The following is a 12,864-nucleotide window of genomic DNA, read 5'->3' on the forward strand; positions in this document are numbered from 1 at the left end:
CCGCTTGCGAGTTCGGGGTCGACAGCGCCCCGCGCTGTCGAGGATGTGCCGGGGGCACATCCGACCCCGAACTGGGTGGGGGGAGGGCCTGTCCGGAAGGGCCGTCGCTTGCTGACAGCCCCTCCCCTAGCCCCTCCCGCAAGCGGGAGGGGGATTCTTCGGGAACTTCGCCCGCCCGATGCTGCGCCTCAACGCGCTCGACCAGCCCGTCCTTGAAATGCACGATCGTCCGCGCGAACGCCGCCATGTCGGGCTCGTGCGTCACCATGATCACCGTGATCCCGCTGTCGCGATTTAGCCCGGCGAGCAATTCCATGATCTCAACCGAACGCTCCGAATCCAGATTCCCCGTCGGCTCGTCCGCGAGCAACACCGCCGGCGACGTCACGATCGCCCGCGCGATCGCGACACGCTGCTGCTGTCCGCCCGACAGCTCGGCCGGGGTGTGGTCCCACCAATCGGCAAGCCCGACCTTGTCGAGCGCCGCCATCGCCGAAGCGCGCCGCTCCTTCTTGGCATCGCCGCGATACAGCAACGGCAGCTCGACATTCTCGAGCGCGGTCGTCCGCGCGAGCAGGTTGAACCCCTGGAACACGAAGCCCAGATACTTCCGCCGCAACAACGCCCGCTGGTCGCGGTCGAGCGTCTCGACATGGACGCCCTTGAACAGGAAGGTCCCGCTGGTCGGCACGTCGAGACAGCCGAGGATGTTCATCGTCGTCGATTTGCCCGAGCCCGACGCCCCCATCACCGCGACGAAATCACCCTGCGCGATGTCGAGGTCGATGCCCTTCAGCGCCTGGAATGCGGTCGCACCCTCGCCATAGGTCTTGACGACGTCGCGCAGCGAGATGATCGGCCCGCCCGCGGCGGGCACATATTGCCCCGCGGCGGGCGCGGCGAGCGCGTTACTGGCCACCGGCCTGCCCGCCCGACCGCTTGCGCTTGCCGGCGTCAGACGCGCTCGCGCCCGCCGCCAGCTGCCCGGTGATGACCTGATCGCCCGGCTTGAGATCGCCGCCGATCACTTCGGTCATCGATCCATTGCTCTCGCCGGTGGTGATCTGCACCGGCTGCGGAACACCCGCCGCATCGGCTACGTACACCGTCTGCGACCCGCCGCGCTTGACCGTCTCGCCCTTGCCCGTGCCCGCGCCGCCGCGCCGCGGCCGGCCCGGCATCAGCGCGCCGGCGATGCCCTTGTTCGCGCTCGCGCCCGAAGTGTCGGTCGGCTTGAAGCGCAACGCCGCGTTGGGGACGAGCAAGACGTTGGTCTTGGCCGTCGTCGTGATGTCGGCGGTTGCGGTCATGCCGGGGCGCAACTGCAGATTGGCGTTCCCGACGCTCAGCGTCGCGCTGTACGACACGACCTGCCCGGTCGTGCTGGTTGTGGTGGTCGTCGTCGAGCTCGATTGCGCCGACAGGTTCGATCCAAGATCGACGCGCGTGATCGTCGCGGGGAAGGTCTTGCCCGGGAAGGCGTCGACCGTGAACACCGCCTGCTGGCCTTCCTTGACCGAGCCGACATCGGCCTCGTCGATCGCGACCTCGAGCTTCATCCGGCTGAGATCCTCGGCGATGACGAACAAGGTCGGCGTGCTGAACGACGCGGCGACGGTCTGCCCCGGTTCGATCTGGCGCGCGAGCACGACGCCGTTGACCGGCGAGCGCACCACGGTCTTCACCAGCTGCGTCGCGTTCGACGACAGCGTCGCGCGTGCCGAGGCGACGTTCGCCTGCGCCGCCTTCAGATTGGCGATCGCGCGGTTCTTGTCGGCGATCGCCTGGTCCATCTCGGTCTTGGCGGGAACGCGCCCGCCCGAGAGGCGGCTGACCTCCTGATAGCGCGCGAGGGTCGCGTTCGATTGCCCGAGCGTCGCCTGGTTCTGCGCGACCGTCGCGACGGCTGCGTCGAGCGCAGCCTGGCTCTGGTTGACCGCATCCTGGAAGCGCGACGGATCGACCAAAGCGAGCGGCTGGTTCTTGGTCACGCGGTCGTTGACGTCGACGACGACCTTGGTGACGAGCCCCGACAGTTCAGAGCCGACATCGACCTGGTTGGTCGGCGCGAGCTTGCCCGTCGCCGAGACGCTGACCGCGAGCTCGCCGCGGGCGACGGGCTCAGTCGCATATTCGGCCTTGGCGGTGCCGCCGAAGCAGCTCTTGAGCAGGAGCAGCAGCAACAGGATGCCGACCGCGACCACAGCCCATTTCGCCCAGCGGCGCCAGGCCGGGACCGTCTTGGCGCCGAGAAAGTCGTTGAGGTCGGTGCGCGCGGGATCGGCCATCTATCGTACCTGTGCGGGAGAGATTGGGAGGACGGTCGGATCGGCGGCACTGTCCCAGCCACCGCCGAGCGCGAGATACAGTTGGACGAGTGCGGTCGCCTGGTCGGACTGCGCCTGGCTCAGGCCATTGCGCGCGGTGAGCAGGCTCGCCTCCGAGGTGTTGAGCGTGGTGAAATCGGTCAACCCGGCGCGGTACTGCGTGCGCGCGAGCAGCGCGCTGTTGTTCGCGGCATCGAGCGCGATCGCGAACTCGGCCGCGCGGCGCTTGGCGCTGTCGAGCGCGACGACGGCATTCTCTACATCCTCGAGGCCCGTCAGCACGGTCGATTTGTACGCCGCGAACGATCCCTCGGCCGCCGCCTCGCTCGCGCGGACCTGCGAGCGCAGCCGGCCGCCGTTGAAGATCGCCTGCGTCAGTCCGGCGAACACCTGGCCCGCGACGCTCTGGAACAGGTCGCCGATATGCGATGCATCGGTCGAGACGCTGCCGCTGATCGCCAGCGCGGGATAGAGCGCCGCCTTCGATACGCCGATCTGCGCGGTGGCCGCGGCAAGCGACCGTTCGGCCGAGCGCACGTCGGGGCGCTGGCGCAGCGTGTCGATCGGAATGCCGATCGCTACGCTCGCGGCCCCGGTCGGGATCGGTCGGACCGCCGCCAGCTCGGCCTTGAGCGCACCGGGCGCCTGGCCCGTCAGCACGCCGAGCCGCGAGACCGCGGCATTGTAATTCTGCTCGATCGTCGGGATCGTCGCCGCGGTCGAGGCGCGTTGCGACCGCGCCTGCTCGGCATCGAGCGAAGAAACCAGCCCCGCCTGGACGCGGAAGCCCGCGATCTGGAGATTGTCGTCCTGCAGACGCAGCGAATCGCGCGCATTGGCCAGCTGCGCCTGATACAGCCGCGCGAGCATGTAGTTGCGCGCAGTCTCGGCCTGGGTCGAGAGCACGACGGTCGCAAAATCATAGCCCGACGCTTGGAACTGCGCGCGGCTCGCCTCGACCGTGCGGCGGATCTCGCCGAACAGCCCGACCTGATATTGCACGTCGAGCCCGAGCGACAGCGTGTCGCCCGATCCGCGCCCGGTTATCACGGTCGCGCCGCCCGGCAGCGTCGTCGTGCCGCCAGCGATGCTCTGCGAGCGGGTATAACCGGCCGATCCGCTCAACGTCGGCAGCAGTTGCGCGCGCGATTGGACCAGTGATTCGCGCGCCTGGCGTAACCGCGCGACGGCTTGTGCGATGTCGAGATTGTTGGTGCGTGCGCGCTCGACGATGCTCGCCAGCAGCGGATCGTTGAACTTTGTCCACCACGCGGTGAGGTCTGCAGCGGGGCGCCCGTCGCTCGGCACCGAATACAGATCGGGCATGCCGAGCGTCGCCGGTGTGGCGGGGTGGTAATTGGGGCCAACGGTACACGCCGCCAGCGGTACGGTGACGGCAAGCAGCAGAGAGAGGCGATGGCGCATGGTGTTCGTGTGGACTAGCACACCGCGCGAGGTCCACCGATTTATTGTCGCAAACTGTCGCGGATCGGCCCTAACGCGCATCTTATGAAGTGCGTGCAGGCCCGGCCCCGCAACGCTCATTCCATCTCGAGGATCACCGCATCGACCGCGAGGCTGTCGCCCGGTGCGGCGTTGACCGATTTGACCGTACCGGCCTTCTCGGCGCGCAGGATGTTCTCCATCTTCATCGCCTCGACCACCGCAAGCGGCTGGCCTGCCTCGACCTTGTCGCCGGCGGCGACGTCGAGCCGCATCAGCAGACCGGGCATCGGGCAGAGCAGGAACTTAGACAGATCGGGCGGGATCTTGGTGATCATGTGCTGCGCGTAGGGCGCGACATGCGCGGGGAGCACGCGCGCGACATGGCTTGCGCCGCGCGTGGTGAGCTTGAAGCCGGTGCGGGTGCGCGAAATCTTGACGGTCAGCGGGGCGTCGTCGAGCTCGGCTTCGACGGTGCGGTCGCCCGGCGTGTATTCGAGCGCGATGTCGAGATCGGCATCGTCGACGGTGATCCCGTCGGTCGAGATCGCGACAAGGTGATCGGTCTCGCCGATCCGCACCGACCAGTCCGACGGCGGGCGCAGCCGCTTGCCGAGCTGCCCGTCGATGCGCCGCGCGCGGTCGGCCTCGGCAGTCGCGGCGAAGGCGGCGATCGCGGCGAGCGCCTCGATCAATTCGGGCTCGGCGGGGGCGCCGTGGAAGCCGTCGGGATATTCCTCGGCGATGAACCCCGTCGTGATGTTGCCCGAGCGGAAGCGCGGGTGCTGCATCAAGGCCGAGAGGAAATCCAGATTGTTGCCGGGGCCTTCGATCTCGAACGCATCGAGCGCGGCGATCTGCTCGTCGATCGCCTCTTCGCGGGTGGGGGCCCAGGTGATCAGCTTGGCGATCATCGGGTCGTAGAACATGCTGACCTCGCCCCCCTCCCGCACGCCGTCATCGACGCGGGTATAGGCTTCTTGAAGCCCCTCCCCTTTAGGGGAGGGGTTGGGGGTGGGGGGCGTCTCACCGAGCCCGGCACCTGCGTCCGCGGCACGGCCCCACCCCAACCCCTCCCCTGAAGGGGAGGGGCTTAGTTTCACGTAGGGCGTCTCGCTGCTTTCCGGCGGATTATACCGCACCAGCCGCCCAATGCTCGGCAGGAACCCACGATACGGGTCCTCGGCATAGACGCGATTCTCGATCGCCCAGCCATTGAGCGTCACATCGTCCTGCCCGAACCCGAGCGGCTCGCCCGCCGCGACGCGAATCATCAGCTCGACCAGATCGAGCCCGGTCACCGCCTCGGTCACCGGATGCTCGACCTGCAGCCGGGTGTTCATCTCGAGAAAGTAGAACCCCTCGCCCGTCGTGTCGGCGCCCGACACGATCAGCTCGACCGTCCCCGCCGAGAAATACCCGACCGCCCGCGCCAGTGCGACCGCCTGCTCGCCCATCGCCTTGCGCATCTTGGGCGTAACGAACGGCGACGGGGCTTCCTCGACCACCTTCTGATGGCGCCGCTGGATCGAGCATTCGCGCTCGCCGAGATAGACGATGTTGCCGTGCTGATCGCCCATAACCTGGATCTCGATGTGGCGCGGGCTTTCGATGAACTTCTCGATGAACACCCGGTCGTCGCCGAACGACGCGAGCCCCTCGCGCTTGGTCGCCTCGAAGCCCTCGCGCACGTCCTGCTCGCTATAGGCCAGCCGCATCCCCTTGCCGCCACCGCCAGCCGAGGCCTTCATCATCACCGGATAGCCGATGTCGCTGGCGATCCGCGCCGCCTCCTCGGTATCGGCGATCTCGCCCAGGAAACCGGGGACGACGTTGACGCCCGCGGCCTTGGCGAGCTTCTTGGACTCGATCTTGTCGCCCATCGCGGCGATCGCTTTGGGCGGCGGGCCGACAAACGCGATCCCGGCATCGGCACAGGCGCGCGCGAAGCTCTCGCGCTCGGACAGGAAGCCGTAGCCCGGATGGATGCAGTCCGCGCCGGTTTCCTTGGCCGCGAGCAGGATCAAATCGGCGAGCAGATAGCTCTCACCCGCCGGCGGCGGCCCGAGCCGGACGCTCTCGTCGGCCATCAGCACGTGCGGGGAGCGCGCGTCGGCGTCGGAATAGACCGCGACCGTCGCGATCCCCATCTTCTTGGCGGTGCGCATCACGCGGCACGCGATTTCACCGCGGTTCGCGACCAGGATTTTCTTGAACATCAATCGCCCTTTGTCGAAGTCACATCGCGGACGATACGCCGCGCGAGCCAGTGGCAGAAAAACAATGTGATGACGGCGTAGAGGGCGGCGGGGAGGCAATTCGCCATCGCAACCATCCAGAAGGGTGCTACATTATGCCCCGCCAAAGGGTTCATCATGCTGAGGAACGCGGCAACGCTTTCCCAATAGATCGCCGATCCGATAGCGAACAGAATAGCAGGCCTGCGAACCCGCATCCTCATCAGCCGCCCCACACCAACGACTTCAGTTGCGCCGTGCGTGCACGGGTCAAACCCGTCCGGCACGCCGCCGTTGTCATGCCCTGCGCCGATCCGCCGGCATATTGCCCGCCCTCGATCACGCACTGCGTATCGCGATACTTGAGCCACGCACGCTGGCTCTCGAGCAAGGAGCCCGCATAACCGAAACCGCCGCCGCGCGACGTGTCCTGCGCATCGCGGCCCTTCATATAGGCATAGGTCCGCTTCCACTGCGCGGTCATCGCGGCATCGGCCTGCGCGTAACTCGCGCCGCTCGAGCGGTTCATCGCCGCCTGCGTCTGGACCGGCGCGGCAACGGTGAGGAGCAGCGCGATCAGCAGCACGTCTTTTCCTTTCGCATCGGTTCCTCGCCCAGCATCGGGACGAGGCCGAGCTTGGCCAGCAGCGCGGCATCCTTGTCGTCGCCGGCATTGCCCGTGGTAAGCAGCTTGTCGCCGGTGAAGATCGAGTTGGCGCCCGCCATGAAGCACAGAGCCTGCGTCGCCTCGGACATGCTCTCACGCCCCGCCGACAACCGCACCATGCTCAGCGGCATCGTGACACGCGCGACCGCGACGGTGCGGACGAATTCGATATCGTCGATCGCGGCAAGCGGCGTGTCGGCGAGCATGTTGCCGAGCACTGTGCCCTTGACCGGCACCAGCGCATTGACCGGCACGCTCTCGGGATGGCGCGGCAGCGTGGCGAGCGCATGGACGAAGCCGACGCGATCGCCGCGCGTCTCGCCCATACCGACGATCCCGCCGCAGCACACGTTGATCCCCGCCTCGCGGACGTTCTCGAGCGTGTCGAGCCGGTCCTGGAAGGTGCGCGTGGTGATGACCTCGGCATACTTTTCCGGCGAGGTGTCGATATTGTGGTTGTAATAATCGAGCCCCGCCGCGGCGAGCTGCTCGGCCTGGCCGGGCGTCAGCATGCCGAGCGTCATGCAGGTCTCCATCCCCATCTGGCGGACGCCCTGCACCATCTCGATGATCGCCGGCATGTCCTTGTCCTTGGGGTTGCGCCAGGCGGCGCCCATGCAGAAGCGCTGGCTGCCCGCATCGCGCGCCTGGGCGGCGGATTGCAGGACGGCGCGCACGTCCATCAGCTTGCTGGCCTTGAGCTCGGTCTCGGCCGAGGCGGACTGGTTGCAATAGCCGCAATCCTCGGGGCAGCCGCCGGTCTTGATCGACAGCAATGTGCACAGCTGCACTTCGCCCGCGGCGTGATGCGCGCGGTGCGTGGTCTGCGCGCGGAACATCAGTTCGTCGAACGGGAGATCGAACAAAGCGGCGATCTCGGCGCGGGTCCAGTCGGTGCGCACCTGCTCCCCTCCCGCTTGCGGAAGGGGTTGGGGGAGGGGCGTGCCAATGGCGCCATCGCTCGTTGACAGGCCCTCCCCTAGCCCCTCCCGCAAGCGGGAGGGGGACTCGCGTACATCACTCATTCCGAAACTTCCTCAACCGGGGGCATATTATGCCCCAGCAATCGCAACACTTCGCCCGCAGCCTCGACCAGGTTCGTCCCAGGCCCGAAAATCCCCTGCACGCCGGCATCGCGCAACACCTGATAATCCTGCGCCGGGATCACCCCGCCCGCGATCACCTTGATATCGCCGCGGCCGGCCTCGCGCAGATGGCCGATCAGCTCGGGGATCAACGTCTTGTGCCCCGCAGCGAGCGACGACGCGCCGACCACATCGACATCGCTTTCGATCGCGAGCTTGGCGGCTTCGGACGGCGTCTGGAACAACGGCCCCGGCACCACGTCGAACCCGAGATCACCGAACGCCGACGACACGAGGTTGGCGCCGCGGTCATGCCCGTCCTGCCCCATCTTGGCGACGAGCATCCGCGGTTTGCGACCGTTGCGCGTCTCGAGCGAGACCACGCCTTCCTTCAGCCCCTGCCACGCGGCGTCGAATTCGTGCGCGCCGCCGTAAATGCCCGAGACTGGCGTCGGCACGGTATCGTAGCGCCCGAACACATCCTCCATCGCCGAGGAAATCTCGCCGAGCGTCGCCCGCTGGCGGGCACATTCCACCGCGAGCGCGAGCACGTTGGTCGTACCGCGCGCCCCCTCGCGCAACGCGTCGAGCGCCGCCGTACATTTCGCCTCGTCGCGCCCGGCCTTCGAGCGCGCAATCCGCGCGATCTGCGACTCCCGCACCGCGACGTTATCGACATCCAAAATGTCGATCGGGTCCTGCTCGGCGAGCTTGTACTTGTTGACGCCGACGATGACGTCCTCGCCCTTATCGACGCGCGCGGCACGCCCGGCAGACGCCTCCTCGATCATCGCCTTGGGCCAGCCCGCCGCGACCGCCTGTGCCATGCCGCCCTCGGCCTCGACGCGCTGGATGATCTCCCACGCCTTGTCGACCAGCTCCTCGGTCAGGGCCTCGATATAATAGCTGCCGCCGAGCGGATCGACGACCTTGGTCATCCCCGTCTCTTCCTGCAGCACGATCTGCGTGTTGCGTGCGATCCGCGCCGAGAAATCGGTCGGCAGCGCGATCGCCTCGTCGAGTGCATTGGTGTGGAGGCTCTGCGTCCCCCCCAGCATCGCCGCCATCGCCTCGACCGTGGTGCGGATCACGTTGTTATACGGATCCTGCTCGGTCAGCGACACGCCGCTCGTCTGGCAATGCGTGCGCAGCATCTTGCTCCGCTCGTCCTTGGCACCGAGATCGGTCATCACGCGATGCCACAATTTCCGCGCCGCGCGCAGCTTGGCGACCTCCATGAAGAAGTTCATGCCGATCGCGAAGAAGAACGACAGCCGCCCGGCAAACGCATCGAGATCGAGCCCCGACGCCATCGCCGCCTTGGCATATTCGCGCCCATCAGCGATCGTGAACGCCAACTCCTGCAGCTGCGTCGCGCCCGCTTCCTGCATGTGATAGCCGGAAATCGAGATCGAATTGAACTTGGGCATGTGCGTCGAAGTGTAGGCGATGATGTCCGAGATGATCCGCATGCTCGGCGCCGGCGGGTAGATATAGGTGTTGCGGACCATGAACTCCTTGAGGATGTCGTTCTGGATGGTCCCGTCCAGAAGCGCCTGAGGAACGCCCTGCTCCTCGCCCGCGACGATGAAGAAGGCGAGGATCGGGATAACCGCGCCGTTCATCGTCATCGACACCGACATCTTGTCGAGCGGAATCCCGTCGAACAGGATCTTCATGTCGTCGATCGTGTCGATCGCGACGCCCGCCTTGCCGACATCGCCGGTCACGCGCGGATGGTCCGAGTCATACCCGCGATGCGTCGCCAGATCGAACGCGACCGACAGCCCCTTCTGCCCGGCGGCCAGGTTGCGCCGATAGAACGCATTGGAGGCCTCCGCGGTCGAGAAGCCCGCATATTGCCGGATCGTCCAAGGCCGCCCCGCATACATCGACGCACGCACCCCGCGCGTGAACGGCGCGAAGCCCGGCAGACCGGGGTCGATGCCCTCGACATCGGCCGCAGTATAGAGCGGCTTGACCGCGATCCCCTCGGGGGTCTGCCAGGTCAGGTCACGCCCCTTGACCTCCTTGGCAGCGGCGGCCTGCCAGGCATCGAGCGTCGGTTTTTCGGTCATAGCGGGATGTTGTCGTGCTTCTTCCAGGGGTTCTCAAGGCTCTTCCCGCGCAGCTTGCGCAAGCCGAGCGCGATCCGGCGGCGCGTCGAGTGCGGCTGGATCACCTCGTCGATAAAGCCCTTGCTCGCCGCGACGAACGGGTTGGCGAAGCGCGCCTCGTACTGCGCGGTCTGCTCGGCGATCTCGGCGGGCGAGCGGCCGCGGAAGATGATCTCGACCGCGCCCTTCGCGCCCATCACCGCGATCTCGGCGGTCGGCCAGGCGTAATTGAGGTCGCCGCGCAGATGCTTCGACGCCATCACGTCATACGCGCCGCCATAGGCCTTGCGCGTGATCACGGTGATCTTGGGCACGGTCGCCTCGGCATAGGCAAAGAGCAGCTTGGCGCCATGCTTGATGATGCCGTTCAGCTCCTGCGCGGTGCCCGGCAGGAAGCCCGGCACGTCGACGAAGGTGACGATCGGAATCTCGAACGCGTCGCAGAAGCGCACGAACCGCGCCGCCTTCTTCGACGAATTGATGTCGAGGCACCCGGCGAGCACCATCGGCTGGTTGGCGACGAAGCCGACGGTGCGCCCCTCGATCCGCCCGAAACCGATGATGATGTTGCCGGCATGCGTCGGCTGGACCTCGAAGAAATCGCCCTCGTCGACCGTCTTCCGGATCAGCTCGTGCATGTCGTACGGCTGGTTGGCGCTCGCCGGCACCAACTGGTCGAGGCTGTGCTCGATCCGGTCCCACGGGTCCGACGACGGCCGTTCGGGCGAAGCCTCGCGGTTCGAGGCGGGAAGGAAGTCCACGAAGTCGCGGGCCGCAAGCAGCGCCTCGATATCGTTTTCGAAGGCCACATCGGCGACCCCCGACTTCGTGGTATGCGTCACCGCTCCACCCAGTTCCTCCTGCGTGACGATCTCGTTTGTAACGGTCTTCACTACATCTGGGCCAGTGACGAACATGTAGGAGCTATCCTTCACCATGAAGATGAAGTCGGTCATCGCCGGGGAATAGACGGCACCCCCGGCGCATGGCCCCATGATGAGAGAAATCTGTGGCACGACACCACTTGCCAAAACGTTGCGCTGGAACACTTCGGCATAACCGCCGAGCGAGGCGACGCCCTCCTGGATGCGCGCGCCGCCGCTGTCGTTGAGCCCGATCACCGGCGCGCCGACTTTCAACGCCATGTCCATGATCTTGCAGATCTTCTGCGCATGGCGCTCGCTGAGCGAGCCGCCGAACACGGTGAAATCCTGGCTGAAGACGAACACCAGCCGGCCGTTGATCGTACCCGATCCCGTGACGACGCCGTCGCCGGGGATGATCTGGTCCTGCATTCCGAAATCGACGCAATTGTGCTCGACGTACATGTCGAGCTCCTCGAACGATCCTTCGTCGAGCAGCACGGTGAGCCGCTCACGGGCGGTCAGCTTGCCCTTGGCGTGTTGCGCGGCGATGCGCTTTTCACCGCCACCCATGCGGGCGGCTTCGCGCTTGCGTTCCAGTTCGGCGAGGGTCGAAGACATGCGCACTCCCTTAGGTCGCGCTCGTCTTGCCGCTCTGCGCGCACTATGCAAATGTGGTTTTGCAAATATGCGTGTGGAAACTTCACAATGCCCGTCCCCCAATCGCGCCGATCGTTCGACGGCTACCGCGTCCGCGCGGTGCGCAAGCAGCTCGGCCTGAGCCAGGCCGAGATGGCGAAGTCGCTCGCCATCTCGGTGTCGTATCTCTCGCAGATCGAAAGCGGCGACCGGCCGATCACCGGCAACGTGCTGGCAGCGCTGGCGACGCATTATCCGCACGACTGGTCGGCGATCGACCCGAGCGAGACTGAGACGCTGCTGTCGGACGTGATCGACGCCTGCTCCGACCCGAGCGTCGCCGACGTCGTCTCCGACCTCAGCGATATCGAGCGCGTGATCCGGCAGCATCCGCTGATCGCCCGCCGGCTCGCCGCGCTTTATGCGACGCAGCGCGCCAATCTCGCACAATTGCGCGCGCTCGACGATCAGGTCGGCGCCGAGGGCAGCGCGCGCCGCCTGCCATGGGAGGAAGTGCGCGACTGGTTTCACGCGCAGCAGAATTACATCGACGAAATCGACCGCGCCGCCGAACGGATCGCCGCCGAATTCGCCGACGGCCCGGCGCTCCGGCGGATCGAGGCCCGGCTGCGCGACCGCTTCGGCGTGCGCGTCGCGCCGATCGCGAAGGGCGACAGCGCGATCCGCGCGTTCGATCCGGCAGGCGTGCTGCATATCGACCCGTCGCAGCCCGCCGAAAGCACCCTTTTTTCCGTCGCCTATCAGCTCGCCCGCCTCGAATTCGGCGAGCTGATCGAGACCATCGCCGCACGCGGATCGCAGAGCAGCGTCGGGCGCCAGCTCCTTGGCGCCGGCATCACCAATTATGCCGCCGGGGCATTGCTGATGCCCTACCTCGCCTTCCGCCAGGCGGCGCGCGAGTGCCGCCACGATGTCGACCAGCTCCGGCTCCAGTTCGGCACGAGCTTCGAACAGACCTGCCACCGCCTCTCGACGCTCCAGCGCCCCGGCGCGCTCGGCATTCCGGTATTTTTCTGCCGCGTCGACATGGCGGGCAACATCACCAAGCGGCATTCGGCGACCCGCCTCGAATTCGCGCGTTTCGGCGGGGCGTGTCCGCTCTGGGTGGTGCACGAAGCGGTGGCGATCCCCGATCGCATCCTCGTCCAGCTCGCCGAGACGCCCGACAGCGTGCGCTACGTCTCGATGGCGAAGGGCCTCGTCAAACCGTCGAACAGCTACACGCGAGCCCCGCGCCGCTACGCCGTCGCGCTCGGCTGCGAGGAGCGCTACGCCCCCGCCTTCGTCTATGCCGACGGCCTGCGCACCGACAGCAGCGCAACGCCGATCGGCAGCTCGTGCCGCGTCTGCCCGCGCGCCGACTGCGACCAGCGCGCCTTCCCGCCCGCGGCAAGCGATCTGCACATCGACCCCGACCGGCGCGGGCGGATCCCCTACGAGCTCCGCACCACGCCGTAGCGCAGCG

General features: G+C 67.0%; 8 protein-coding genes and 1 pseudogene. 1 reads left to right on the forward strand and 8 read right to left on the reverse strand.

Annotation, left to right across the window (positions count from 1 at the left end; translation table 11 throughout):
* Positions 1-166: 166 nt before the first annotated feature.
* The 8 genes and pseudogenes from EAH76_RS00435 to EAH76_RS00470 form a co-directional block, all read right to left on the reverse strand.
* A pseudogene (locus tag EAH76_RS00435) lies at positions 167-919 on the reverse strand (ABC transporter ATP-binding protein); the annotation flags it as partial.
* The gene (locus tag EAH76_RS00440) at positions 909-2,288 is read right to left on the reverse strand and encodes an efflux RND transporter periplasmic adaptor subunit (RefSeq protein ID WP_140846671.1); all 1,380 of its coding nucleotides are present in this window, start codon (positions 2,286-2,288) and stop codon (positions 909-911) included. The gene EAH76_RS00440 and the pseudogene EAH76_RS00435, both read right to left, overlap by 11 nt.
* Positions 2,289-3,752 (reverse strand): efflux transporter outer membrane subunit, encoded by a 1,464-nt coding sequence (locus EAH76_RS00445; RefSeq protein ID WP_140846673.1) that lies wholly within the window; start codon positions 3,750-3,752, stop codon positions 2,289-2,291.
* A 116-nt stretch (positions 3,753-3,868) separates the two neighbouring features.
* On the reverse strand, positions 3,869-5,992 hold the full coding sequence (locus EAH76_RS00450; protein ID WP_241659477.1) for an acetyl-CoA carboxylase biotin carboxylase subunit: 2,124 nt from the start codon (positions 5,990-5,992) through the stop codon (positions 3,869-3,871).
* A 238-nt stretch (positions 5,993-6,230) separates the two neighbouring features.
* Positions 6,231-6,593: a lysozyme inhibitor LprI family protein gene (locus EAH76_RS00455; protein WP_140846677.1), complete on the reverse strand. Its 363-nt coding sequence runs from the start codon at positions 6,591-6,593 to the stop codon at positions 6,231-6,233.
* Complete coding sequence (gene bioB, locus EAH76_RS00460; protein ID WP_194150913.1) at positions 6,584-7,576, reverse strand: biotin synthase BioB; 993 nt, start codon at positions 7,574-7,576, stop codon at positions 6,584-6,586. Before bioB ends, EAH76_RS00455 begins: the two co-directional genes overlap by 10 nt.
* 119 nt (positions 7,577-7,695) lie before the next feature.
* Positions 7,696-9,837 carry a methylmalonyl-CoA mutase gene (scpA, locus tag EAH76_RS00465; protein WP_140846679.1) on the reverse strand — a complete coding sequence of 714 codons (2,142 nt, stop codon included), beginning with the start codon at positions 9,835-9,837 and terminating at the stop codon, positions 7,696-7,698.
* Complete coding sequence (locus EAH76_RS00470; RefSeq protein WP_140846682.1) at positions 9,834-11,360, reverse strand: acyl-CoA carboxylase subunit beta; 1,527 nt, start codon at positions 11,358-11,360, stop codon at positions 9,834-9,836. Before EAH76_RS00470 ends, scpA begins: the two co-directional genes overlap by 4 nt.
* 87 nt (positions 11,361-11,447) lie before the next feature.
* Between EAH76_RS00470 and EAH76_RS00475 the strand changes: the two genes are divergently transcribed.
* Complete coding sequence (locus EAH76_RS00475) at positions 11,448-12,857, forward strand: helix-turn-helix domain-containing protein (RefSeq protein WP_140846685.1); 1,410 nt, start codon at positions 11,448-11,450, stop codon at positions 12,855-12,857.
* Positions 12,858-12,864: the final 7 nt, after the last annotated feature.

Origin of the sequence: Sphingomonas glacialis, from assembly GCF_006439055.1 — a bacterium.
GTDB lineage: Bacteria > Pseudomonadota > Alphaproteobacteria > Sphingomonadales > Sphingomonadaceae > Sphingomonas > Sphingomonas glacialis_A.

What these genes read in the sequence shown, in the direction of transcription:
- EAH76_RS00470 (WP_140846682.1), bottom strand. Translation starts at nt 11,360, where the DNA reads ATGTCTTCGACCCTCGCCGAACTGGAACGCAAGCGCGAAGCCGCCCGC.
- EAH76_RS00475 (WP_140846685.1), top strand. Translation starts at nt 11,448, where the DNA reads ATGCCCGTCCCCCAATCGCGCCGATCGTTCGACGGCTACCGCGTCCGC.
- EAH76_RS00440 (WP_140846671.1), bottom strand. Translation starts at nt 2,288, where the DNA reads ATGGCCGATCCCGCGCGCACCGACCTCAACGACTTTCTCGGCGCCAAG.
- EAH76_RS00445 (WP_140846673.1), bottom strand. Translation starts at nt 3,752, where the DNA reads ATGCGCCATCGCCTCTCTCTGCTGCTTGCCGTCACCGTACCGCTGGCG.
- scpA (WP_140846679.1), bottom strand. Translation starts at nt 9,837, where the DNA reads ATGACCGAAAAACCGACGCTCGATGCCTGGCAGGCCGCCGCTGCCAAG.